This is a genomic window from Tabrizicola flagellatus (assembly GCF_046295235.1).
In the GTDB taxonomy this organism is placed as follows: Bacteria; Pseudomonadota; Alphaproteobacteria; order Rhodobacterales; family Rhodobacteraceae; genus Tabrizicola; species Tabrizicola flagellata_A.
The window spans coordinates 18,011-39,268 of the sequence record NZ_JBKBLV010000021.1 but is presented as its reverse complement, the minus strand read 5'-3'; the positions used below and the strand labels follow the sequence as shown (position 1 = coordinate 39,268).

Below are 21,258 nucleotides of genomic sequence, written 5' to 3'. Positions count from 1 at the left end.
CTGCGTCCTTGATGTGTCTCTTGCTCTGCGAGCGTCATTTCGTCGACCTCAACAGTGTCCCGGCCAGCGTGCCCTTGGCGATCTCTTCCTCGCCGATCTTGCAATAGGTCTCGGCCTTGCCCGGCTCGGCGCCCCTGGCCTTCAGCCATTCGGCGGCCTCGGCCTTGAACTTCGCCTTCTCCTCCTTGGACCGGACGAAGTCGCGGACGACATCGGCCGCGTAGCCCTGCTTCAGGGCATAGTCACGAAGGTTGTTGAGCTCACCCAGCGCCCGCATCGTGCGCGGCTTGATCGTCGGGCAGTTGTTGGCGATGGCATCGCCGATGAAACCCTGCAACAGCCTGTTGTGGATCACCGGGTCTTCGTTGATCGGCACCAACGCCAGCGCGGGCGTGGCGGCCAGGGTCAGGGCAAGGGTCAGTTTGCGAAGCATCTTGGTCTCCTTTGCTGCTCGTGCAGCGCAGATGGGGCCACCCCCCCTTGATATGCCATGACAAACCGCCGTTTTCAGCGCGTTGTGACCCTCCGGGACCGCAGCCGTCATGCGCAACCCTCCGGATAGACCCATTCGCCCGTCGTCCGGTCGAAGCGGTCGTAGATCGAGACGCGGACAGCCCCCCCACAGGCGGCATCCGCCGCCTTGCGGGCAAGCGCGCCCTCCCACATCTGGAACGGCTGGCCATTGTTGGTGACGCGCACCGGCCCCCGGGCCGTGCCCGGCGCGGCAGGAGCGGTCGGAGCCGTCCCCACGCAGGCCGCCTGAGCGAGCATCACCGAAAGGGCCAGCGCCATCCGCATCACTCTGCCGCGACCGCGCTGATGCGGCCGGTCTTGCGGGCCTTGATGCGGTCCTCGATCTCGTCCCTGAAGGCGCGGATCAGGCCCTGGATCGGCCAGGCCGCCGCATCACCCAGCGCGCAGATCGTGTGGCCCTCGACCTGTTTCGTCACCGACAGCAGCATGTCGATCTCCTCGATCTCCGCCTCGCCGCGCACCAGGCGGTCCATGACCCGCATCATCCAGCCCGTGCCCTCGCGGCAGGGGGTGCACTGGCCGCAGCTTTCGTGCTTGTAGAACTTCGACAGCCGCCAGATCGCCTTGATGACGTCGGTGGACTTGTCCATCACGATCACCGCCGCCGTGCCCAGGCCCGAGCGCTGCTCGCGCAGCCAGTCGAAGTCCATGATCGCGTCGTCGCACTGTTCCTTGGTCAAGAGCGGCACCGAGGACCCGCCGGGGATCACCGCCTTGATGTTGTCCCAGCCGCCCCGGACCCCGCCGCAATGGCGGTCCAGAAGCTCGCGCAGCGGGATCGACATGGCCTCTTCCACGACGCAGGGGTTGTTGACGTGGCCCGAGATGCCGAAAAGCTTGGTCCCGGTGTTGTTCGGCCGCCCGAACGAGGCGAACCACTCCGGCCCCCGGCGCAGGATCGTCGGGACGACCGCGATCGACTCCACGTTGTTCACCGTGGTCGGGCAGCCGTAAAGGCCGCTGCCGGCCGGGAACGGCGGCTTCATCCGGGGCATGCCCTTCTTGCCTTCCAGAGATTCCAGAAGCGCGGTCTCCTCTCCGCAGATGTAGGCCCCCGCGCCATGGTGGAGGTAAAGGTCGAAGTCCCAGCCCGACTTGGCGGCGTTCTTGCCCAGAAGCCCCGCGTCATAGCATTCGTCGATCGCGGCCTGCAGCGCCTCGCGCTCGCGGATGTATTCGCCGCGGATGTAGATGTAGCAGGTGTTCGCCCCCATCGCGAAACTGGCGATCAGCGCCCCCTCGATCAGCGTGTGGGGGTCATGCCGCATGATCTCGCGGTCCTTGCAGGTGCCCGGCTCCGACTCGTCGGCGTTGATGACCAGATAGGACGGGCGGCCGTCCGACTGCTTGGGCATGAAGCTCCATTTCAGGCCCGTTGGGAACCCCGCGCCCCCCCGCCCGCGCAGGCCCGAGGCCTTGACCTGCTCGATGATCGTGTCGCGCCCGCGCTTGATGATCTCGGCGGTGCCGTTCCAATGGCCCCGCTTCATCGCACCCTTCAGGCTGCGGTCATGCATCCCGTAAAGGTTGGTGAAGATGCGGTCCTGATCCTTGAGCATTTGGTCTTCCTAACCCCGGCGTCCGCGCCAGATCTGAAAAGTCACCACCAGGGCCCAGACGAAGCCCGCGATGGCCAGAAGGTCGAAGAGGAACACATAGCGCGTCTCCAACCCGAGTTGTCCGCCCAGGACCTGCGCCCCCATCCACATCAGCATCGTCCCGGCCAGGACGATGGCCACCAGCCGCACCTGTCGGGCGCGCTGAAGGTCGGCCGGATCGGGACGGTTCTGCATGTCGGGCGCTTCTCCGGGGTCTCAGTAGTTGTTGGTCTTGGCGCGTTCGCGGAACGCCTCAAGCCCTTCGTTGACGATGATCTTCGCCTGCGCCACCCACTTGTCGCGGGTAACGCGGCCCTTGAAGCCCTTCAGGTTCGCATCGACCCAGGCCACGTCGGCTTCCGACCAGCTGGCGATCTGCGCGAAGTGGTAGAAGCCCAGCTCGTTGACCAGCTTTTCCATTGCCGGACCGATGCCTTCGATCTCCTTAAGGTCGTCGGCCTTGCCGCCGCGCGGCGCCGACAACCGCTCGGGTCCGGCATGGGCCTCGGCGGGCATCGACACGAAGGCGGCGGGGGCGGCCGCGGCGGCCGTGACCGGCGCGGCAACGGGCTCCGCCGGGGCACCCATGCCCCGCGCGACCGGAGCCGGCGATTTCGTCCCCCAGGGCAGGCCCAGGATGGCACCGACCAGCAAGGCCACCACGATCCCGATTGCTGCCGCGGGCGAATAGTCGAACTTGCCCACCACGATCAACGCGCCGAAGGCGACCAGCCCGGCCGCCGCACCGATGATCCAGCCGCCCAGCCAAGGGGCATTCACGTTCTCTGCACTGCGCATTCCATGTCACTCCCGTCAGGGCGGCCCGGCAGTCCCGGTTACCGCGTTGCTTCGATTGACCGTCACGCCTTGGCGGCGGCGGCGGCTTCTTCTGCAGTCCCTCCATTCGCCAGGATCTTCGCCTGGAGCACCCACTTGTCCCGCGTCGCGCGGCCCTTGAACGATTTCATCTCGGCATCGACCAGCGCGACATCCGCCTCGGTCCAGGCGGCGATCTGGTCGAAATGATAGAAGCCCAGGCTGTTCACCAGCTTTTCCAGCGCCGGGCCGACCCCGTCGATCATCTTCAGATCGTCCGCCTTGCCGCCGCGCGGCGCGGTCAGCCGCACCAGCCCGGTCGCAGGCACCTTCGTGGCCTTCGACTTGGCCGCAGCCTTGACCTTGGGGGGAGCCTTGGTCTTCTTGGCGACTTCGGGCGCCGCGGCGGGGACCGGCACGGCGGCCTTGGCTTCCAGTTCGGCCTTGCCCTTGAACCCGGCCACCGGCTTGGCGGTCGCTGTCTTTGCTGTCGCTGGCTCTGAAGCTGCAACCTCCTTGGCAGGCTTCGCGGTCGACTTGTCGCCAGCACGGGACCTTGTCCCCGATTTTCCCGCCGACTTTGCGCCCGGTTTGGCAGTCAGCCTGGCTTCGGCCTTCTGTTTGGCGACCGTCCTGACCGCGGGTTGCGACGCAGCAACAACAGGCGAAACCGCGGCAGAAGGCCCTGGAAGGGCCGTCTCCACCGGATCGATCGGGGCCGTCTGGGCTGCCCTGGCGGCGGGCGCCAGCGTCGGCGCGGCTTGCCGCGGCATGATCAGCGGCGCGGGTTCGACCTTCGCCAAGGGTGTCACCATCGCAGCCGGACGCTGCGGGCTAGGCACCGCCGGATCGGGCCGCACCGGCACCGCCACGACCGGCGAGGCCTGCGCCCCCTCGATCCCGCTTACCCGCGTGGTGCCCTCGGCCAGGGTCGAAGCCGGGACGATCCGACGGACGTGGCGTTCGGCCTCGGCATCGTCGTGCCGGTTCACCGCAACCGCCAGCCGGTACAGGATCAATAGCACGATCAGTGCGATGGCCAGCGCAAAGGCCAGCGAGGGAAACAGCAGGTAGTGGAAGACATAGCGGAGGACGACGAAGAATATCAGGCCCGAGGCCAGGACCAGTGCCCAGCCTCCCCTGCCGATCGTCGTGTCGTCATCCCGGTCCAACATCAACCCGCTCCCATCGCCGGTCCGGCCACGGCCGGATCCGGGCAATCACATACCACACTCAGTCGCGCGCGGCCGCTTCGGCCTCTGCGACGGTCCCCCCGGCCGCAAGGATCCGGGCCTGTTCGACCCACTTGTCGCGGCTGACCCGGCCCTTGAACCCTTCCAGGTTCTCGTCAACCCAGGCGATCTCCTCGGCTGTCCATTCGGCGATCTGGTCGAAATGGAAGAACCCCAGCCGGTGACACAGCGCCTCGAGCTTGGGACCGATGCCGAGAATGAGCTTCAGATCATCCGCCTTGCCCTTTCGCGCCGCCTTCAGCGCCTTGGGCTTGCGGCCCGTCACGACCAGTGCAACGGTCTCGGGCGTGGCAGCAGAACGACCGCCGCCAGCCTTCGCGGCGCCCTTCGACCGGGGCTTGGCCTCCTGCGCCGTGACGCCGGTCGCGTCGGCCGGGGCCATCGAAACAGCCTTCGGCTCGGCCGCTTGCGCCTTCGCCGGCTTCGCCTTCGCCGCCACGCCCAGCCAGGGCGTCGTCAGCGGCACTTCGGTTCCGTCGATGCGCTTGACCGTATCGCCGATGTCCACCGCAAGCTGCACACTGGCATTGTACTGCCGGCGTCCCGACTCGAACTCCTTCAGGCTGGTCAGGCCGCCGGCGGGTTCGGCCGCATAGCGCCCGTTCTGCGGCCCCGGCACCGGCACCTCGCCCTTGCGGAACCGCCCGATCAGCTCACGCAGCTTCTCGGCGGTCAGGTCCTCGTAATAGTCCTTGCCGATCTGGGCCATCGGCGCATTGGCGCAGGCGCCCATGCATTCGACCTCTTCCCAGCTGAACTTGCCGTCGGCGGAAAGCGTGTGCGGGGTCGGAGCGATGAGCTCCCTGGCCACTGCCACAAGCTCCTCGGCCCCGCAGATCATGCAGGACGTGGTGCCACAGATCTGGACATGGGCGACGCTGCCGACCGGCTGCAACTGGAACATGAAGTAGAAGGTCGCCACCTCCAGCGCGCGGATATAGGGCATGCCCAGCATGTCGGCGACATGCTCGATCGCGGGACGGGAGAGCCACCCCTCCTGCTCCTGCGCGCGCCACAACAGCGGGATAATGGCGCTGGCCTGCCGGCCCTCGGGATATTTGGTAATCTGGGCCTTCGCCCATTCCAGGTTCGCCGGAGTGAAGGCGAAACTGTCGGGCTGGGTGTGGTGCAGACGGCGAAGCATGGCTCAGAAATATCCTCTGGCGAAGGTCAGGACCACGGCCGCCACGGCGCCCGAGACGGCACCCATGACCAGCTTGTGGCCATAGCGGGAGCCCAGAACCCCGGCGAGGCCAGCGACCGCGCCCAGGATCAGGGTCCACAGATTGAACGTCACGTCCGGCATCAGCGGTCGATCTCCCCGAACACGACATCCATCGTGCCGATGATCGCGCTTACATCCGCCAGCTGGTGGCCCTTGCAGATCCAGTCCATCGATTGCAGGTGCAGATAGCCCGGAGCCCGGATCTTGGCGCGGTAGGGCCGGTTGGTGCCGTCGGCGACCAGATACACCCCGAACTCGCCCTTCGGTGCCTCGACGGCGGCATAGACCTCGCCGGCCGGGACGTGGAACCCTTCGGTGTACAGCTTGAAGTGGTGGATCAAGGCCTCCATCGAGGTCTTCATCTCGGCCCGCTTCGGCGGGGTGATCTTGCCGCGCGCCAGCACGTCGCCCTTTTCCACCCGCAGCTTGGCGCAGGCCTGCCGGATGATGCTGGTGGATTCCCGCATCTCGGCCATCCGGCACAGGTAGCGGTCGTAGCAGTCGCCGTTCTTGCCGACCGGGATCCTGAACTCGAACTCGTCGTAGCACTCATAGGGCTGGGCGCGCCGCAGGTCCCAGGCAAGGCCCGATCCGCGCACCATCACGCCGGAATAGCCCCAGTCCAGGATGTCCTTTTCGGTGACGATCCCGATATCGGCATTGCGTTGCTTGAAGATGCGGTTCTCGGTCAGTAGGCCGTCGATGTCGTCCAGAACCTTGGGGAAGGCTTCCGCCCAGGCGTCGATGTCGTCGATCAGCTGCGGCGTCAGGTCCTGATGGACGCCGCCGGGCCGGAAATAGGCCGCGTGCAGCCGCGCCCCGCAGGCGCGCTCGTAGAAGACCATGAGCTTCTCGCGCTCCTCGAAGCCCCAGAGCGGAGGCGTCAAGGCGCCCACGTCCATTGCCTGCGTGGTCACGTTCAGAAGGTGGTTCAGCACCCGCCCGATTTCCGAGAACAGCACCCGGATCAGGCTGGCGCGGCGCGGCACGACCGTGCCGGTCAGCCGCTCGATCGCGAGGCACCAGGCATGTTCCTGGTTCATCGGCGCCACATAATCCAGCCGGTCGAAATAGGGCAGGTTCTGCAGGTAGGTCCGGCTTTCCATCAGCTTCTCGGTGCCGCGATGCAGCAGGCCGATATGCGGGTCGCAGCGTTCGACGATCTCGCCGTCCAGCTCCAGCACCAGGCGCAGCACGCCATGTGCCGCCGGGTGTTGCGGCCCGAAGTTGATGTTGAAGTTGCGGATGCGCTGCTCGCCGGTCTCGAAATCGGTCGAGCCGTCGTCGTAGGTGTTCCTGCGGATATCGCCGTCCATCATGCCACCGCCTTTTCCGCCTTGGCCATCGCCTTCGGCACGAATTTCTCCCACCGAACGACGGCGCGCTGATGCCGCCCCTCGCCGATCATGTCCACCCCGTCATGCGCCCGGCACCGGAACCATAAGAACTTGCCGTCGATGTCCGTGACCTCGCTTTCCACCGTCACCGTCAGGCCGGGAGGGGTGGGCGCGACATGGCTGAAATCGACATGGGTGCCCAGCGACCCCTCGCCGTCCTCGTAATAGGGCGCGATCTGTTCCACGCAGGCCCATTCCATCAGCCCGACGAAATAGCCCGTGGCCAGCACTGCCGGCATGTCCTGGAACCGCGCCGCCTCGGGGTAGAGCGCCGGCACCGTGTGCTGCGGCCCGATCCGGTGACGGAACACCGCCCGGTCGCCTATGGCGAGGCCCGGTTTCACTTCGTCTCTGCCTTCTGGTCGCCGGGAAAGATGTAGTCCGCACCTTCCCAGGGGCTCATGAAGTCGAACTGGCGGTATTCCTGGACCAGCTTCACCGGTTCATAGACGACCCGCTTCAGCGCCTCGTCGTAGCGGACCTCGGTGTAGCCCGTGGTCGGGAAGTCCTTGCGCAAGGGATAGCCGCGGAAGCCGTAGTCGGTCAGGATGCGCCGCAGGTCCGGGTGACCCGAGAACAGGATCCCGAACATGTCGAATACCTCGCGCTCGAACCAGTTGGCCGACGGGTGCAGGTCGGTGATCGAGGGCACCATCTCGTCCTCGCGCACCGCGACCTTCACGCGGATGCGGTGATTCCGGTACATCGACAGGAAGTGATAGACCACGTCGAACCGCTGCACCCGTTCCGGGTGGTCCACCGCGGTGATGTCCACCAGGGTCGAAAAGCGGCACGAGGCATCGTCGCGCAGGAATTCGACCAGGGCTTCCAGGTTGCCCAGGTTCGCCACCACCGTCAGCTCGCCAATGGCGATCGCGGTCGAGACCACGGCCTCGGGCTGCTTCAGCTCGATGATCCCGGCAAGTTCCTGAAGGGCTTCGCTCATGATTACCTCACCAGGGTGCCGGTGCGGCGGATCTTCCGCTGCAACTGAAGGATGCCGTAAAGCAGCGCCTCCGCCGTGGGCGGGCAGCCGGGGACATAGACATCGACCGGCACGATCCGGTCGCAGCCGCGCACCACCGAATAGCTGTAGTGGTAATAGCCGCCCCCGTTGGCGCAGGAGCCCATGCTGATGACATAGCGCGGCTCGGGCATCTGGTCATAGACCTTGCGCAGCGCCGGGGCCATCTTGTTGGTCAGCGTGCCCGCCACGATCATCAGGTCCGACTGCCGGGGCGAGGCGCGCGGCGCGGTGCCGAAGCGTTCGAGGTCATAGCGCGGCATCGAGGTATGCATCATCTCGACCGCGCAGCAGGCCAGACCAAAGGTCATCCAGTGCAAGGACCCGATCCGCGCCCAGTTGATGATGTCCTCGGTCGAGGTCAGGATGAACCCCTTGTCCGACAGTTCGCGATTCAGGGCCTGGACGGCGACCTCGTGGTCGGCACCAGCGGCATTGCCGGTCATCACTCCCATTCCAGGGCCCCCTTCTTCCATTCATAGGCAAACCCGACCGTCAGCACGGCCAGGAACAGCATCATCGACCAGAAGGCCGCCATGCTGATCTCCCCGAAGGCCACCGCCCAGGGGAACAGGAACGCCACTTCCAGGTCGAAGATGATGAACAGGATCGACACCAGATAGAACCGCACGTCGAACTTCATCCGCGCGTCGTCGAAGGCGTTGAAGCCGCATTCGTAGGCCGAAACCTTCTCGGGGTCCGGGTTCCGCACGGCCAGGACGGCCGCCGCCAGGATCAGGACGAGGCCGAGGCCCACGGCCACGGCCAGAAGGATGAGGATGGGCAGATACTCTCGGAGGATAAGGTCCACGAGGGGGCTCCTTGACTGCTGGCGGCGCGCGTGCGGGCGGGCTTGTCGGCCCGCCATGTCTCCCCGCCCGTTTACTCTGCGGCCCTGCCGGGGTCAACCGAAGGCGGACCGGATTCCTGGCTTTGCAGATGCAGAAATTTCATTGATCCAAGCGCTTCACCAAGCCCCTGCGGGGCCGGTTCCCCCTACCTTGACCGCGCCGCCCGTCCCGCCTTTCCTGCCGCCAGCACGAAAGGACCGACCCCATGCACCCCATCCCGCTTTCCGCCCTCCTGCTGGCTTTCGCGGCTGGCGGTACCGCCGCGCAGACCTGTGCCATCGACCTTGCCGCCGTCGAGGCGCGCATCGCCGAGCTTGAACCGTATTATGCCGGTCTCCTCTCGGACATCAGTTGCGATGCCCCCACAAACCCGGCGCATGTCCTGATGTGCGACGCGTCATGGGGCGCGGATGACACGCTCTGGCGCATGGGGCGGCTGGACGATCTGGCCTGGGTCCATGCGGTCGAGAACGCGACCGGCCAGGACGTGGACGAGACCGACCCGCCCCGCGATCCGGATTTCCTGGCCCGTCGCGACGCCTGCACCGATGTGGCCTGTCTGTGCGGCGTGCTGATCCAGCACACCAACGACAGCCTCGGCGGCACCTCGCCCTATCCGCAGGACTACTGACACCAGCTGCCGCGCAACCCGCCCGCATATTGCCGCGCATGGCCCGCCCGGATCATCAGGCGGGCCAGGTCCACCCCGTCCAGCTCCATCCGCACCAGCAGCCGGCCATAGCGGTCCGTCCCCTCGCGCCGCAGCACGATGCGGTCGGCCTTGCGGATCAGCATCCGCAAGGCCCAGCTCGCCTGTTCCGCCGCCACGAACTCGGACAGGCAGCCGGGCGAATACTTCTCCGGCGTGTCAAAACCCAGAAGACGCGCGCTGATCATCCCTTCCCCGGCGCAGATCAGCGACACCGTGTCCCCGTCCACCACCCGGAAGATCCGGCAGTCCCCCGCCTCGCCGACTGCCGTCCGGGTCGCGGCGTTGATCAGGTCGGCCACCGTGGGCACGATCACCAGCCCCGCCAGCGCCAGCCCGATCACCGCTTTCAGGTAGAATCGCGGATCCGCGATCCGGCGCAGGCCCCGCGTCAACATCCCCGCCGGCCGCGCCGGGCGGAACAGCCAGCCCATCAGTCCGCCGCCGGGGCCGCCACCGGGGCAAGATCGCGCGCCTCGGCGGCCGCACGGACCTCGTCGGCGATGATCCGGGCGATCTGCGCCACGTCCTCGGGCGTGAAGGTCAGCGGCAGCCGCATGTCGATCAGCCCCGCCAGCACCCGGTCGCTCTGCGGCAGGGGTTCGGGCGCGGCATACTGCCAATGCGCGTAGCGGCTGGTAAAGCCCTGCGGCTCGGCCGCGCCGAACCATTTCAGCTCCACCCCCCGCGCCGCTGCCCCGGCGACGAAGGCGGCCACCCGCGCCGCCTCCCAGCCCGGCAGCAGGAACTGGAAGGACGAGCCCACATAGTCCTCGTGCTGCGGCCTTTCGATCAGCTTCAGCCCCGGCACACCCGCAAGCCCCCGCTCCATCCCCTGATAAAGCCGCCGCCAGCGCGCCCGACGGTCATCCAGCAACGCGATCTGCGGCCGCAGAATCGCCGCGCGCAGGTTGTCCATCCGGGACGAGACGTTCGGCACCTCCAGCTTCAGGCGCTCGAACACCTCCGGCGGGGGCGCCGCGCGGTGGCGGGCATACAGCATGTAGGACCCCGACAGAAGCACCGCCCGCGCCGCCAGCTCGGCATCGTCGGTGACCAGAAGCCCCCCCTCGCCGCTGTTCATGTGCTTGTAGGTCTGCGTCGAATAGCAGCCGATCGCCCCGTGCCGGCCCGAAGGCACGCCCTTCCACTTCGCGCCCATCGTGTGCGCGCAATCCTCGATCACCCGCAGCCCCAGCCGGTCGGCCAGCGCCATCAGCGCATCCATGTCGCAGACATGCCCGCGCATGTGGCTCAGCAGCAGCACCCGCGCGCCCGAAGCCTTCGCCTGCGCCTCCAGATGCGCAAGGTCGATGGTCAGGTCCTCGGTTACCTCGACGAACACCGGCCGCGCCCCGATCGAGGCGATCGCCCCCGGCACCGGCGCCAGGGTGAAGGCGTTGGACAGCACCGGCTCGCCCGGTTTCACCTGCAACGCCCGCAGGGCGCAGGCCATCGCCGCTCCGCCCGAGGCCAGCGCCAGACAATAGCGGGCCCCGACATAGGCCGCGAATTCCTCTTCCAGCAGGGCCGTCTCGGCAACCTCGCCAGCCACCGTGTTGTACCGGTGCAACCGCCCGTGCCGCAGGACGGCCAGCGCCGCGTCGATCCCCGCCTCGGGGATCGGCTCCTGCTGGGTGAAACTGCCACGGAACGTCTCGCTCATGCCTTTTCGGACCTCTTCAGACTCAGGAACAGCGCCGTCGTCAGCGCCAGGAACCCCGCCGCCACCCAATAGGCCACGTCCGTTGACCGCCAGGCGCGACCCTCGGCCCAGAAATGCCCGAAGATGAAGGCGAAGAACACCGTGCCGAACAGCATGGCGACATTCGTGACGGCGGAAATCCCGCCCTGCAACTCACCCTGGGCATCCTCGGGCACGCGCTTGGTCAGCATCGAGGTCAGCAGCGGATGCACGAACCCTTCGGGCCCGTGCAGGATCATCAGTGCGATCACCGCGCCGAGAGAGCCCACGAACCCATAGCCCAGCACCACCAGCGTCGCGCAGACCAGCCCGAACAGCGCGACCTGCCATTCGCCGAAGCGTTTCGTGGCCGGGCCGGTGAGGAACCCCTGAAAGCCCCCCGCGATCAGCCCGAAGATCGCCAGCGTGCCGCCGACCATCGCCTCGGACCAGCCGAACTTGGCGATGCCCCAGAAGGTCCAGATCGCCGGATAGACGCTGGTGGAAAAGAAGAACAGCCCCATGACCATCACCATCGGCAACACGCCCCTGTAGGTCGCAAAGACCCGGAAGGCGCCGAAGGGGTTCGCCCGCCACAGCTCGAACCGGCGGCGGTTTTCCGGTGCCAGCGATTCCGGCAGGACCAGCATCCCGTAGACGAAGTTCACCAGCGAAATGCCCGCCGCCACCCAGAACGGAACCCGTGGCCCCAGCTCTCCCAGAAGCCCCCCGATCGCCGGACCGATGACGAATCCCACGCCGAAGGCCGCGCCCATGTAGCCATAGGCCTTGGCCCGGTCGTCCGGCGCGGTGACATCGGCGATGAAGGCGCTGGCGATGATCCAGCTCGCGCCGCAGATCCCGGCGATGATCCGGCCCGCGAACAGCCATTCCAGCGAGGGCGCCAGCGCCATCAGGATGAAATCCGCCCCCAGCCCGAAGATCGCCAGCAAGAGAAGCGGCCGGCGGCCGAAACGGTCGGCCAGGTTCCCCATCAGCGGCGCGAAGACGAACTGCGCCAGGCTGAAGGCCGCAAACATCCAGCCGCCGATCACCGCAGCCTGCGCAATATCGACCTGCCCCACATCCTCGATCAGCTTGGGCAGCACCGGCATGATCAGACCGAACCCCACCATGTCCAGAAAGACGGTGATCAGCACGAAGGTCACCGCATGCCGGCTCACCGGCCGAGGCGCCTCGGTCGCGGTCGGTGCGGGCAGGTCGGAGGCCTCGGTCATGGGCTGCGACCCTATGGGCCGCGCGGACGACTGTCAAAGGGCATAGCGCCGCCCGCCCCGGTGACAGCGGCGCGCGCCCGGTCCTTTCATCTGTCCCCAAATATCCCCGCCGGAGGCGCCCGAGCCGGTTGGCGCGCAGGCCAGAGGCGAGACAAGAGGCTTGCGCGCAGCGCACGAGTCGACATCCGCCCCACCCCGAAACCCGCCCCCGGACAGGTCGCCTCCCCTCCCCCTCCGTGGGGAGGGGATGGGGGTGGGGGGCCTCCCCAGTGCTGCCCACGCGACCTCAGGCAGGTGTTAAGATTTCCCTTACGCCTGCGACCAAGACACTGATTTCCTTCATGGATCAGGAAATGTCCACCGTGGACACATCAGCCGATCAGCCGCCCCGCCAGCCCCGGCAGGTCCTCGAACCGGTCCAGAAGGGCGGCCGGGTTGAATCGGGACACCCCCGCCCCTTCCGGCCCGAAGGTGACCAGCGCCACTGGCACCTCGGCCGCCACTCCGGTTTTCGCGTCCGTCTCGGTGTCTCCCACCAGCATCGAGCGCGCCACCACGCCCCCCGCCCGCTCCACAGCCGCCCGATACGGCATCGGGTCGGGCTTCCTCACCGGGAAGGTATCGGCGCCCACCAGGGCCCCGAAGGCCCCCCGCACCCCCAGCTCGGCCAGCAGAAGCTCGGCCAGCCCCTCGGGCTTGTTGGTGCAGATCGAGACCGCGAAGCCCAGCCCCTTCAGCGCCTCCACCGCCTCCATCGCGCCGGGATACAGCCGCGTGTGGGTGGCAATCCCGGCCCGGTAGGCCTCCAGAAGGCGCGGATAGCCCGCATCGACATCCGCCTCGCTCCACTCCAGCCCCAGCCGCGCGAACCCCAGCCGCAGCATGGCGCGCCCGCCGTGAAAGGCGGTCAGCTCATCCCCCGGCCCCAGCACCGGCCGGGGCAGCGCCGCATTGGCCGCCGCCAGCAGGTCCGCCGAGGTATCCGCCAAAGTTCCGTCCAGATCGAACACTACACAGCGCATGCGGGCCTACCTGTAACGTGGCGTGAGGAGCGGCCCCCTTGCCACCCGGTCCATGGGGGGTAAAACGGGCGCAACGATAAGGAAAGGGGCAGAATGCAGGTTTCAGTCATCGTCTTGGCCGCCGGGCAGGGCACCCGGATGAACTCCGACCTGCCCAAGGTCCTCCACCAGGTCGCCGCCGCCCCCCTCCTCCACCACGCGCTCGCCACCGCCCGCAGCCTGAACCCCTCCCGCATCGTCACCGTCACCGGCCACGGCGGCGAGGCGGTCGCGGCCTCGGCCCGCGCCTTCGACGAGGCGGTGGAGACCGTGGTCCAGGACCCGCAGCTCGGCACCGCGCACGCCGTGGCCCAGGCAGCCCCGCTCCTGGGCGAGGCCGAAGGCGAGGCCATCGTCCTTTACGCCGACACCCCCCTGATCCGCGAAGAGACCCTGCGCGCGATGCTCGACGCCCGCGCCCGTCACGCCGTCGTCGTCCTCGGCTTCCACGCCCGCGACCCCGGCCGCTATGGCCGGCTCATCACGGAAGGAGACGAGCTGCTGGCGATCCGCGAATTCAAGGACGCCACCGAGGCGGAACGCGCGATCACCCTCTGCAACTCGGGCGTCCTCTGCGCCGAGGCGCGCACCCTCTTCTCGCTGATCGCCGAGGTCGGCAACGACAATGCCGCCGGCGAATACTACCTGACCGACATCGTCGAGCTGGCCCGCAAGCGCGGCCTCTCGGCCGGCGTCGTCCTCTGCCCCGAGGCCGAGACGCTGGGCGTCAACACCCGCGCGCAACTGGCCGAGGCCGAGGCCGCCTTCCAAGCCCGCGCCCGCGCGGACGCCCTGGAGAACGGCGTCACCCTCACCGCGCCCGACACCGTGTTCTTCGCGCTGGATACGCATGTGGGCCGCGACGCGGTGATCGGCCCCAACGTGATCTTCGGTCCCGGGGTCACCGTGGAATCCGGCGCCGAGATCAAGGGCTTCTGCCATCTGGAGGGCTGCCACATCAGCCGCGGCGCCACCGTCGGCCCCTTTGCAAGGCTGAGACCCGGCGCGGAACTGGCCGAGGACGTGCATGTCGGCAACTTTGTGGAAATCAAGAACGCCATCCTCGACGAAGGCGTGAAGGTCGGCCACCTCACCTATCTCGGTGATGCCCATGTCGGCGAACACAGCAACATCGGCGCGGGCACCGTCACCTGCAACTACGACGGGGTGATGAAGCACCGCACCACCATCGGCAAGCGCGCCTTCATCGGCTCGGACACCATGCTGGTCGCGCCGGTCACGGTGGGCGACGGCGCGCTGACGGCCAGCGGATCCGTCATCACCGAGGACGTGCCGCCCGAGGCCGTGGCCATCGGCCGCGCCCGGCAGGTCACGAAACCGGGCCTTGCCACCCGGATGTTCGAAAAGTTGAAGGCCATCAAGGCTGCGAAGGCGAAAGGTCATTAGAAATGTGCGGTATTGTAGGGGTATTGGGCAATCACGAGGCGGCGCCTCTCTTGGTCGAGGCGCTGAAGCGGCTGGAATATCGCGGATATGATTCCGCCGGGATCGCCACCGTGAACGACGGGCGGCTGGATCGGCGCCGGGCGGTTGGCAAGCTGGTGAACCTGTCCGACCTTCTGGTCCACAACCCATTGGCCGGAAAGGCGGGAATCGGCCATACCCGCTGGGCAACCCACGGCGCGGCCACCGTCAGCAATGCGCATCCGCACCGCGCGGGCGGCGTCGCCGTCGTCCACAACGGCATCATCGAGAATTTCCGCGAGCTGCGCGCCGAACTGGCCGCGGACGGATATGTCCAGGAATCCGAGACCGATACCGAGACGGTCGTCCTCCTCGTCAAGCGCGCAATGGACCGGGGCGCATCGCCGGTCGAGGCCGCGAAGGAAACCCTCTCCCGCCTGCACGGCGCCTTCGCGCTCTGCTTCCTCTTCGACGGGCACGACGATCTGATGGTCGCCGCCCGCAAGGGCTCGCCGCTCGCCATCGGCTGGGGCGAGGGCGAGATGTTCGTGGGCTCGGACGCCATCGCGCTTGCGCCGATGACCGACCGGATCACCTATCTGGAGGAAGGCGACTGGGCCGTCATCACCCGCGCCGGGGCCGAGATCTACGACGCGCAGAACCGCCGCGCCAACCGGGCCGAGACGCGGATCCAGCTGGATGCGACGCGGATCGAAAAGGCCGGCTACAAGCATTTCATGGCCAAGGAAATCGCTGAACAGCCCGTGGTCATCGCCGATGCGCTGAAGCACTACACCACGGCCGATGGTGTGCTGCGCCTGCCCGAAGCCCTTGATTTCAAGGGGATCGACAGGGTGACGCTGGTCGCCTGCGGCACGGCCTCCTATGCCTGCCACGTCGCGAAATACTGGTTCGAGCAGATCGGCGGCCTGCCCGCCGACATCGACATCGCCTCGGAATTCCGCTACCGCGATCCGGTCCTGTCGCCGGCCTCGATGGCGATCTTCGTCAGCCAGTCGGGCGAGACCGCCGACACGCTGGCCGCGCTGCGCCATGTGAAGGACAAGGTCGCCAAGGTGGTTTCGGTCATCAACGTGCCCACCTCTTCGATCGCGCGCGAATCGGATCTGGCCCTGCCGATCCTAGCGGGGGTCGAGGTCGGCGTCGCCTCGACCAAGGCCTTCACCTGCCAGCTGTCGGTGCTGGCGCTGATGGCGCTAAAGGCAGCACAGGATCGCGGCCGGATCGACGCGCGCGACCTTGCCGCAAGGCTCGACAGCCTGCGCGCGGTGCCGGGTCTGATGAACGCGGCGCTGGCGCTGTCCGACCCGATCGCGCGGGTGGCAGAAGATCTGGCCAAGGCGCAGGACATCCTGTTCCTCGGCCGCGGCCCGATGTTCCCGCTGGCGCTGGAAGGGGCGCTGAAACTGAAGGAAATCAGCTACATCCACGCCGAAGGTTATGCATCGGGCGAACTGAAGCACGGCCCCATCGCGCTGATCGACGCGGACGTTCCGGTGATCGTGCTGGCCCCGAAGGATGCGCTGTTCGACAAGACGGTGTCGAACATGCAGGAAGTGATGGCGCGGAACGGCAAGGTGCTGCTGTTGTCCGATGCCGAAGGCGTGGCCGAGGCCGGTCAGGGCAGCTGGAAGGCCCTGACCCTGCCGGGGGTGCAGCCGGTCTGGGCGCCGATCCTCTATGCGGTGCCGGCGCAGCTTCTGGCCTATCACACCGCCGTCGCCAAGGGCACGGACGTGGACCAGCCGCGCAACCTGGCCAAGTCGGTGACGGTGGAGTAGGGCGCCGATTTCCTGCGGAAATCGGTCCGGAGCCCGCACGGGCTCCGCGCGCCCGGGTCCGGGCGCCTGATCCAGTCGGGCATGGGCGGCGTATCCATGTCAAACGGAGCCCGTCCATGCAGCGCAGAACCCTGCTTCTCGGCCTTGCCGCCCTGCCCCTCGCCGCCTGCGCCACCACGCCCGCCGCGCCGCCCACCGCCGGCCCGCCGATCACCCTGGTCTCGGCCTTTACCGGACGCACCAGCGGCCGCGGCCATTTCCGGGTCTGGCTCACCGGCGACGAACGCCGCTTCACCGCACGGCTGAACGGCACCGTCAAGGGCCGCGAGGGCGCCCGCGTCCTGACCGTGGTCGAGGACTTCGCCTATGACGACGGCCAGAAGGATCGCCTGACCTGGGTCTTCCGCGAAACCGGTCCCGGTCGCTGGACGGGCAAGCGCGAGGACACGGTGGGCGAGGCCAGGGTGATCGAGGAGAACGGCGTGATCCGCCTGTCCTACACCGCAGACTTCAGATCACCTTCCGGCGTCAACCGCCTGGGATTCGAGGATATTCTCTACGGGCTTCCCGACGGCAGCATCGTCAATGACGCCGTCGTCACCCGCGCCGGGATCGCCGTCGCCTCGGTCCGCTTCGTGATCCGCCGCTGACTTGCCCTTTCCCCGCCCGGCTGGCACTCTGCCCTGGCGGAGGACCCCATGGGCAAGCGATACAGCGAGTTGCAACCCGACCAGATCGGTTTCATCGCCGAGCAGCATCTCTTCTTCGTCGCCACCGCCGCGCCGGACGGGCGAGTGAACCTGTCGCCAAAGGGTATGGATTCGTTGCGCGTCCTGTCGCCGTGCCGGATCCTCTGGCTGAACCTGACCGGCTCGGGCAACGAGACGGCGGCGCATCTGGCGCTGGAACCTCGCATCACGCTGATGTGGTGCAGCTTCACCGTGCGGCCGCTGATCCTGCGCGCCTATGGCATGGGGCGGGCGGTGCACCACGGCGATTCCGACTGGGCGGGCCTTGCGGCCGAGCTGCCCGACCAGCCCGGCGCGCGGCAGATCGTCGATGTGGCGGTCGATCTGGTGCAGTCCTCCTGCGGCTTTGCCGTGCCCTTCATGGACTTCCGCGCGGACCGGCCGGTCCTGCGCGACTGGGCGACGGCCAAGGGAGCCGAGGGTCTGCGCAGCTATTGGGACGAACGCAACCGGCAGACGATCGACGGCCTGCCGACCGGGATAGAGGCCAACCTGTGACGCCGCTCGCAGAGTTGCAGGCGCTCGCAGATCCGGCGAAGGCCGCGGAGATGCAGGCCTATCACAAGGCCGACCGGCCCTATCTGGGCGTCCCCGTGCCCCGGATCGCCGAACTGACCGACCGCTGGCGGGCCGAGCTCACGCTGGACGACCGGATCGCGCTCGCGGCCGGGCTTTGGCGGACGAACATCCATGAGGCGCGGGTCGCGGCGGCAAAGCTTCTGACCCAGGCCCGCATCCGCCCCGATCAGGCGGCCTGGGAGCTGATCGTAACCTGGGTGCCCGATTTCGACGCCTGGGCCATCGCCGACCATGCCAGCATCGCCGGTCAGAAACGGCTGGTGGCCGACCCGGAGCGGCTCGACACGGTCGAGGGCTGGGTCGCCAGCCCGCACATGTGGACGCGCCGGGCGGCGCTGGTGATGACGCTGCCCTGGACCAAGCAGAATTTCCCCAAGACGCAGGACCTTGCGATCCGGTCCCGCGTGCTGGGCTGGTGCGCGACGCTGGCCTCGGACCCGGACTGGTTCATCCAGAAGGCCGTCGCCTGGTGGCTGCGCGATCTCTCGAAACACGATGCCGAGGCGACCCGCGCCTTCCTTGCCGCGCATGGTCCCCGGCTGAAGGCCTTCGCCCGCAAGGAGGCCGCGCGGCACCTGCCCGACTGACCACGCCCCCCGGCGAGGAGTGGCGAAGCCATCGACGAGCCTCCCTCAGGCCCCCCGGTGCCGCTGCCAGCCGATCCGGTCGAACAGGGGCGCATAGGCTCCGGCCTGGGCGCGCAGGCTGGCGCCATCGGTGCGGCCCGCGGGTTCCCAGCCCTTGGTCGCCACCCCCAGGATGCGCGGGGCGATCATGCCCTCGGCCTCATGGTCCCGTGTGGTGAACTCGCCCCAGAAACAGGCCTGCACCCCGGCGACACGCGGGGCGATGTCCTCGGCCCCCTTGGGCACCGGATCCCAGGCCACGGTCCGCTCCAGCGGCACGAAGCCCGCCCAGGCCGCGCCCCAGTCGTCGGGGTCGTCGGTATGGGCCAGGTCGAAATAGGCGTTCTGCGCCGGACACATCACCACGTCATGCCCGCGCCGCGCGGCCTCGACCCCCGGCCCCTGCCCCTTCCAGCTGAACAGGAGCGCCCCGTTGCCGATGCCGCCCTGAGAGCCCTTCGCCGCCTCTTCCCAGGCCGCGACGCGGATCCCGTCGCGGCCGAGGGCGGCCGCCAGTTTCGCCAGCATCCAGCCCTGCACGTCGTCGGCTCTCTCCAGCCCCTCGCGCGCCTTCAGCGCGGCCACGGCCGGCGATCCGCCCCAGGCCCCCGGCGGCGCCTCGTCCGCGCCCAGATGCAGAAGGCCCATGGGGAACATCCCCGCCACCTCACGCGCGAGCGGCAGCAGCAGGTCCCAGGTCGCGGACATGGCCGGGTTCACGATATTGTCGAGATAGCCCTGGATCGAGACCTCCCCGCCGTTGTCGCCGGGGTCGCGCAGGCCCGGCACGGCCTTCACCATCGCGTGGGAATGGGCCGGCACCTCGATCTCGGGCAGGACCTCGATCCGCAGCGCCTTCGCCCGCGCCAGCACACGCGCCACATCGGCCCGCGAATAGCTGCCGCCCGCCCGGATGCCGCCGCCGAAGACGCCCGGCACCAGCTCGCCCTCGCCCCGGAAGGCGGTGCGCTGCCAGAGCAGCGGTTGCGTTTCCACCTCCAGCCGGAAGGCCTCGTCATCGGCGAAATGCCAGTGGAACCGGTTCAGCTTCAGAAGCGCCATCAGGTCCAGAAGCCGCAGGATGAACTCCACCCCGAAAAAATGCCGCGCGCAGTCCAGATGCTGCCCGCGCCAGCCGAAGCGCGGGCGGTCGGTGATCGTGCCGCAGGGCAGCCGCCCCCCGCAGGTCTCGCGCAGGGTCAGCAGCGTGACGCCAGCATGATGCAACCCCGCCGGCCCGCCGACCGCGACCGACAGGCCGGTCGGCCCGAGGGACAGCCGATAGCCCTCGGGGCCGAGGGTCGCGTCCTTCTCCACCGTCAGCGCCACGCCGCCCGGCGCGAAAAGCGGAGCAAGGCCCAGCCGGGCGGCGAGCGCGTCCACCGCCTCAAGCCCCCTCACCGGGGCAAGCGCGGCAAACTCTAAGCTCCCGCCCGATGGGTGCCACTCCGTCGGCTGCGGCACCAGCGGCAGGCGGTCCGGGGCCAGGGGCGGCGCCGGCGGAGCCTCGGCCGTCCTCAGGCCCAGATCGTTGCCCGGCGGCAGCGGCAGGCAGTCCCGCCCGACCCGCAGATAGGCCCCGAGCGGCAGCCAGGCGCGGTTGCGCGGGGCATAGTCGGGATTGGCATGTTCCAGCACCACCTCGTGCGGCTGGCCCGGCTCCAGGTCCGGCAGGGCCACCTCGGCATAGCCCGCCACCCGCCGGACCAGCGTGCCGCCCGACACCACCGCCGGCGCGGCCATCAGCGAAAAGCAGAAGGTGGGCGCGGCCAGCGGGCGGTCGGTCCCGATCTTGCAGCGGATCCGGCGCCCGTCGATTCGGGCGGAGAAGGTCAGGCTCATGGTGCGTCCAGCCTCAGTTCGGCGATGAAATCGTAGATGTCGCTGCGGTAGAGGCCGCGCGTGAACTCGATCGGCCGGCCCGTGGGCAGATAGGCCGTCCGGTCGATCCGCAGCACCGCAGCGCCCTCGGGCAGTTGCAAGAGCTTCGCATCCGCCGCCGTCAGGTTGACCGCCGTGATCCGCTGCACCGCCCGCGTCGGCGCCCTGCCCATCCCGCGCAGCACATCGTAAAGCGAGGTCTCCACCGCCTCGGGTTCCGGCAGGATGTCGGTGGGCAGCGAGGACCATTCCAGCGCCAGCGGCGTGTCGTCGGCAAAGCGCAACCGCTCGACCCGCGCCACCCGATCGCCGGGCGAGAGGCCCAGCGCCATCATCTCGTCCGGTGTCGGCAGGAAGATGCCCCGGCGCAGGATGCGGCTGGACGAGGTCTTGCCGCGCTGGCGCATGTACTCGGTGAAGGACAGAAGAGCGGACAGCGAATGTTCCAGCTTGGGCTGCGGCGCGCGCACGAAGCTGCCCGCCCCGCGCCGCTGCTCCAGAAGCCCCTCGGCCACCAGCTGGCTGACCGCCTTGCGCACCGTGACCCGGCTCACATCCGCGATCAGCGCCAGGTCGCGTTCGGGGGGCAGTTGCGTCTCGGGCGCCAGCTCGCCCGCCGCAATCGCGGCCGACAGGTGGCGGTAAAGCTGTTCGTAGCGCGGCCCGCGGCCCGCCCGGAACCAGGCCTCGGGGCGGAAAAGCGCAAGGTCGTCGTCCATCGTCGCCCCCGGATTGGTATCAAACGGATGAGACCAAATCCGGCCCCAATCGCATCATGCGCCGATCAACCGCCAGAAAACAAGCGA

General features: G+C 68.3%; 25 protein-coding genes. 6 read left to right on the top strand and 19 right to left on the bottom strand.

The genetic code is table 11. From position 1 onward, the window contains the following. Positions 1–34: 34 nt before the first annotated feature. The 13 genes from ACK4IU_RS10930 to ACK4IU_RS10870 form a co-directional block, all read right to left on the bottom strand. Entirely contained in the window at positions 35–433 is a 399-nt protein-coding gene (locus tag ACK4IU_RS10930) for a DUF5333 domain-containing protein (protein ID WP_409734872.1), read from the bottom strand. Positions 434–540: 107 nt separating this feature from the next. After that, positions 541–792 carry a hypothetical protein gene (locus ACK4IU_RS10925; RefSeq protein ID WP_409734870.1) on the bottom strand — a complete coding sequence of 84 codons (252 nt, stop codon included), beginning with the start codon at positions 790–792 and terminating at the stop codon, positions 541–543. Positions 793–797: 5 nt separating this feature from the next. Beyond that, positions 798–2,093 (bottom strand): NADH-quinone oxidoreductase subunit NuoF, encoded by a 1,296-nt coding sequence (gene nuoF, locus ACK4IU_RS10920; RefSeq protein WP_149589672.1) that lies wholly within the window; start codon positions 2,091–2,093, stop codon positions 798–800. A gap of 9 nt (positions 2,094–2,102) precedes the next feature. Beyond that, positions 2,103–2,327 (bottom strand): DUF5337 domain-containing protein, encoded by a 225-nt coding sequence (locus ACK4IU_RS10915; protein ID WP_409734867.1) that lies wholly within the window; start codon positions 2,325–2,327, stop codon positions 2,103–2,105. Positions 2,328–2,348: 21 nt separating this feature from the next. After that, entirely contained in the window at positions 2,349–2,930 is a 582-nt protein-coding gene (locus ACK4IU_RS10910; protein ID WP_409734865.1) for an NADH:ubiquinone oxidoreductase, read from the bottom strand. A gap of 62 nt (positions 2,931–2,992) precedes the next feature. Then, the gene (locus tag ACK4IU_RS10905; RefSeq protein WP_409734863.1) at positions 2,993–4,123 is read right to left on the bottom strand and encodes a hypothetical protein; all 1,131 of its coding nucleotides are present in this window, start codon (positions 4,121–4,123) and stop codon (positions 2,993–2,995) included. 58 nt (positions 4,124–4,181) lie between these two features. Then, a complete protein-coding gene (locus tag ACK4IU_RS10900; RefSeq protein ID WP_409734861.1) occupies positions 4,182–5,345 on the bottom strand; it encodes an NADH-quinone oxidoreductase subunit E in 1,164 nt (387 codons plus the stop codon). A 3-nt stretch (positions 5,346–5,348) separates the two neighbouring features. After that, entirely contained in the window at positions 5,349–5,507 is a 159-nt protein-coding gene (locus ACK4IU_RS10895; RefSeq protein WP_409734859.1) for a hypothetical protein, read from the bottom strand. Then, positions 5,507–6,745 (bottom strand): NADH-quinone oxidoreductase subunit D, encoded by a 1,239-nt coding sequence (locus tag ACK4IU_RS10890; protein WP_409734857.1) that lies wholly within the window; start codon positions 6,743–6,745, stop codon positions 5,507–5,509. The genes ACK4IU_RS10895 and ACK4IU_RS10890 overlap by 1 nt, the downstream gene beginning before the upstream one ends. After that, positions 6,742–7,167: a thioesterase family protein gene (locus ACK4IU_RS10885; RefSeq protein WP_409734855.1), complete on the bottom strand. Its 426-nt coding sequence runs from the start codon at positions 7,165–7,167 to the stop codon at positions 6,742–6,744. Before ACK4IU_RS10885 ends, ACK4IU_RS10890 begins: the two co-directional genes overlap by 4 nt. Beyond that, on the bottom strand, positions 7,164–7,769 hold the full coding sequence (locus ACK4IU_RS10880; RefSeq protein WP_409734853.1) for an NADH-quinone oxidoreductase subunit C: 606 nt from the start codon (positions 7,767–7,769) through the stop codon (positions 7,164–7,166). The genes ACK4IU_RS10885 and ACK4IU_RS10880 overlap by 4 nt, the downstream gene beginning before the upstream one ends. Positions 7,770–7,771: 2 nt before the next feature. Further along, complete coding sequence (locus ACK4IU_RS10875; protein ID WP_409734921.1) at positions 7,772–8,293, bottom strand: NuoB/complex I 20 kDa subunit family protein; 522 nt, start codon at positions 8,291–8,293, stop codon at positions 7,772–7,774. After that, entirely contained in the window at positions 8,293–8,658 is a 366-nt protein-coding gene (locus ACK4IU_RS10870) for an NADH-quinone oxidoreductase subunit A (protein ID WP_137112858.1), read from the bottom strand. Before ACK4IU_RS10870 ends, ACK4IU_RS10875 begins: the two co-directional genes overlap by 1 nt. A 245-nt stretch (positions 8,659–8,903) precedes the next feature. Between ACK4IU_RS10870 and ACK4IU_RS10865 the strand changes: the two genes are divergently transcribed. Further along, positions 8,904–9,329: a hypothetical protein gene (locus ACK4IU_RS10865; RefSeq protein ID WP_409734851.1), complete on the top strand. Its 426-nt coding sequence runs from the start codon at positions 8,904–8,906 to the stop codon at positions 9,327–9,329. On the opposite strand, the gene ACK4IU_RS10860 is transcribed toward ACK4IU_RS10865, so the two are convergent. The 4 genes from ACK4IU_RS10860 to ACK4IU_RS10845 all read right to left on the bottom strand — a co-directional run bounded on the left by ACK4IU_RS10860 (position 9,323) and on the right by ACK4IU_RS10845 (position 13,351). Continuing rightward, positions 9,323–9,841, bottom strand: a complete 519-nt coding sequence (locus ACK4IU_RS10860; protein ID WP_409734849.1) for a thermonuclease family protein — start codon at positions 9,839–9,841, stop codon at positions 9,323–9,325. The genes ACK4IU_RS10865 and ACK4IU_RS10860 overlap by 7 nt on opposite strands. Further along, positions 9,841–11,073: a DegT/DnrJ/EryC1/StrS family aminotransferase gene (locus ACK4IU_RS10855; protein ID WP_409734846.1), complete on the bottom strand. Its 1,233-nt coding sequence runs from the start codon at positions 11,071–11,073 to the stop codon at positions 9,841–9,843. The genes ACK4IU_RS10860 and ACK4IU_RS10855 overlap by 1 nt, the downstream gene beginning before the upstream one ends. Next, on the bottom strand, positions 11,070–12,329 hold the full coding sequence (locus tag ACK4IU_RS10850; RefSeq protein ID WP_409734844.1) for a TCR/Tet family MFS transporter: 1,260 nt from the start codon (positions 12,327–12,329) through the stop codon (positions 11,070–11,072). Before ACK4IU_RS10850 ends, ACK4IU_RS10855 begins: the two co-directional genes overlap by 4 nt. Positions 12,330–12,700: 371 nt before the next feature. Next, complete coding sequence (locus tag ACK4IU_RS10845) at positions 12,701–13,351, bottom strand: HAD-IA family hydrolase (RefSeq protein ID WP_409734842.1); 651 nt, start codon at positions 13,349–13,351, stop codon at positions 12,701–12,703. A 93-nt stretch (positions 13,352–13,444) separates the two neighbouring features. Between ACK4IU_RS10845 and glmU the strand changes: the two genes are divergently transcribed. The 5 genes from glmU to ACK4IU_RS10820 all read left to right on the top strand — a co-directional run bounded on the left by glmU (position 13,445) and on the right by ACK4IU_RS10820 (position 18,532). Then, complete coding sequence (gene glmU / locus ACK4IU_RS10840; RefSeq protein ID WP_409734839.1) at positions 13,445–14,797, top strand: bifunctional UDP-N-acetylglucosamine diphosphorylase/glucosamine-1-phosphate N-acetyltransferase GlmU; 1,353 nt, start codon at positions 13,445–13,447, stop codon at positions 14,795–14,797. A gap of 2 nt (positions 14,798–14,799) precedes the next feature. Beyond that, complete coding sequence (gene glmS / locus ACK4IU_RS10835) at positions 14,800–16,617, top strand: glutamine--fructose-6-phosphate transaminase (isomerizing) (protein WP_409734837.1); 1,818 nt, start codon at positions 14,800–14,802, stop codon at positions 16,615–16,617. Positions 16,618–16,733: 116 nt separating this feature from the next. Beyond that, the gene (locus ACK4IU_RS10830) at positions 16,734–17,267 is read left to right on the top strand and encodes a DUF3833 family protein (RefSeq protein WP_409734835.1); all 534 of its coding nucleotides are present in this window, start codon (positions 16,734–16,736) and stop codon (positions 17,265–17,267) included. A 48-nt stretch (positions 17,268–17,315) separates the two neighbouring features. Continuing rightward, complete coding sequence (locus ACK4IU_RS10825; RefSeq protein ID WP_409734833.1) at positions 17,316–17,864, top strand: pyridoxamine 5'-phosphate oxidase family protein; 549 nt, start codon at positions 17,316–17,318, stop codon at positions 17,862–17,864. Continuing rightward, complete coding sequence (locus ACK4IU_RS10820) at positions 17,861–18,532, top strand: DNA alkylation repair protein (protein ID WP_409734830.1); 672 nt, start codon at positions 17,861–17,863, stop codon at positions 18,530–18,532. The genes ACK4IU_RS10825 and ACK4IU_RS10820 overlap by 4 nt, the downstream gene beginning before the upstream one ends. A gap of 45 nt (positions 18,533–18,577) precedes the next feature. Here the strand turns inward: ACK4IU_RS10820 and ACK4IU_RS10815 are convergent, their stop codons facing one another. Together ACK4IU_RS10815 and ACK4IU_RS10810 are read right to left on the bottom strand one after the other, a co-directional pair. Next, the gene (locus tag ACK4IU_RS10815; RefSeq protein ID WP_409734828.1) at positions 18,578–20,413 is read right to left on the bottom strand and encodes a beta-N-acetylhexosaminidase; all 1,836 of its coding nucleotides are present in this window, start codon (positions 20,411–20,413) and stop codon (positions 18,578–18,580) included. After that, a complete protein-coding gene (locus ACK4IU_RS10810; protein WP_409734826.1) occupies positions 20,410–21,171 on the bottom strand; it encodes a GntR family transcriptional regulator in 762 nt (253 codons plus the stop codon). Before ACK4IU_RS10810 ends, ACK4IU_RS10815 begins: the two co-directional genes overlap by 4 nt. Positions 21,172–21,258 lie beyond the last annotated feature (87 nt).

What these genes read in the sequence shown, in the direction of transcription:
- ACK4IU_RS10930 (WP_409734872.1), bottom strand. Translation starts at nt 433, where the DNA reads ATGCTTCGCAAACTGACCCTTGCCCTGACCCTGGCCGCCACGCCCGCG.
- ACK4IU_RS10925 (WP_409734870.1), bottom strand. Translation starts at nt 792, where the DNA reads ATGGCGCTGGCCCTTTCGGTGATGCTCGCTCAGGCGGCCTGCGTGGGG.
- nuoF (WP_149589672.1), bottom strand. Translation starts at nt 2,093, where the DNA reads ATGCTCAAGGATCAGGACCGCATCTTCACCAACCTTTACGGGATGCAT.
- ACK4IU_RS10915 (WP_409734867.1), bottom strand. Translation starts at nt 2,327, where the DNA reads ATGCAGAACCGTCCCGATCCGGCCGACCTTCAGCGCGCCCGACAGGTG.
- ACK4IU_RS10910 (WP_409734865.1), bottom strand. Translation starts at nt 2,930, where the DNA reads ATGCGCAGTGCAGAGAACGTGAATGCCCCTTGGCTGGGCGGCTGGATC.
- ACK4IU_RS10905 (WP_409734863.1), bottom strand. Translation starts at nt 4,123, where the DNA reads ATGTTGGACCGGGATGACGACACGACGATCGGCAGGGGAGGCTGGGCA.
- ACK4IU_RS10900 (WP_409734861.1), bottom strand. Translation starts at nt 5,345, where the DNA reads ATGCTTCGCCGTCTGCACCACACCCAGCCCGACAGTTTCGCCTTCACT.
- ACK4IU_RS10895 (WP_409734859.1), bottom strand. Translation starts at nt 5,507, where the DNA reads ATGCCGGACGTGACGTTCAATCTGTGGACCCTGATCCTGGGCGCGGTC.
- ACK4IU_RS10890 (WP_409734857.1), bottom strand. Translation starts at nt 6,745, where the DNA reads ATGATGGACGGCGATATCCGCAGGAACACCTACGACGACGGCTCGACC.
- ACK4IU_RS10880 (WP_409734853.1), bottom strand. Translation starts at nt 7,769, where the DNA reads ATGAGCGAAGCCCTTCAGGAACTTGCCGGGATCATCGAGCTGAAGCAG.
- ACK4IU_RS10875 (WP_409734921.1), bottom strand. Translation starts at nt 8,293, where the DNA reads ATGACCGGCAATGCCGCTGGTGCCGACCACGAGGTCGCCGTCCAGGCC.
- ACK4IU_RS10865 (WP_409734851.1), top strand. Translation starts at nt 8,904, where the DNA reads ATGCACCCCATCCCGCTTTCCGCCCTCCTGCTGGCTTTCGCGGCTGGC.
- ACK4IU_RS10860 (WP_409734849.1), bottom strand. Translation starts at nt 9,841, where the DNA reads ATGGGCTGGCTGTTCCGCCCGGCGCGGCCGGCGGGGATGTTGACGCGG.
- ACK4IU_RS10855 (WP_409734846.1), bottom strand. Translation starts at nt 11,073, where the DNA reads ATGAGCGAGACGTTCCGTGGCAGTTTCACCCAGCAGGAGCCGATCCCC.
- ACK4IU_RS10850 (WP_409734844.1), bottom strand. Translation starts at nt 12,329, where the DNA reads ATGACCGAGGCCTCCGACCTGCCCGCACCGACCGCGACCGAGGCGCCT.
- ACK4IU_RS10845 (WP_409734842.1), bottom strand. Translation starts at nt 13,351, where the DNA reads ATGCGCTGTGTAGTGTTCGATCTGGACGGAACTTTGGCGGATACCTCG.
- glmU (WP_409734839.1), top strand. Translation starts at nt 13,445, where the DNA reads ATGCAGGTTTCAGTCATCGTCTTGGCCGCCGGGCAGGGCACCCGGATG.
- glmS (WP_409734837.1), top strand. Translation starts at nt 14,800, where the DNA reads ATGTGCGGTATTGTAGGGGTATTGGGCAATCACGAGGCGGCGCCTCTC.
- ACK4IU_RS10830 (WP_409734835.1), top strand. Translation starts at nt 16,734, where the DNA reads ATGCAGCGCAGAACCCTGCTTCTCGGCCTTGCCGCCCTGCCCCTCGCC.
- ACK4IU_RS10825 (WP_409734833.1), top strand. Translation starts at nt 17,316, where the DNA reads ATGGGCAAGCGATACAGCGAGTTGCAACCCGACCAGATCGGTTTCATC.
- ACK4IU_RS10815 (WP_409734828.1), bottom strand. Translation starts at nt 20,413, where the DNA reads ATGAGCCTGACCTTCTCCGCCCGAATCGACGGGCGCCGGATCCGCTGC.
- ACK4IU_RS10810 (WP_409734826.1), bottom strand. Translation starts at nt 21,171, where the DNA reads ATGGACGACGACCTTGCGCTTTTCCGCCCCGAGGCCTGGTTCCGGGCG.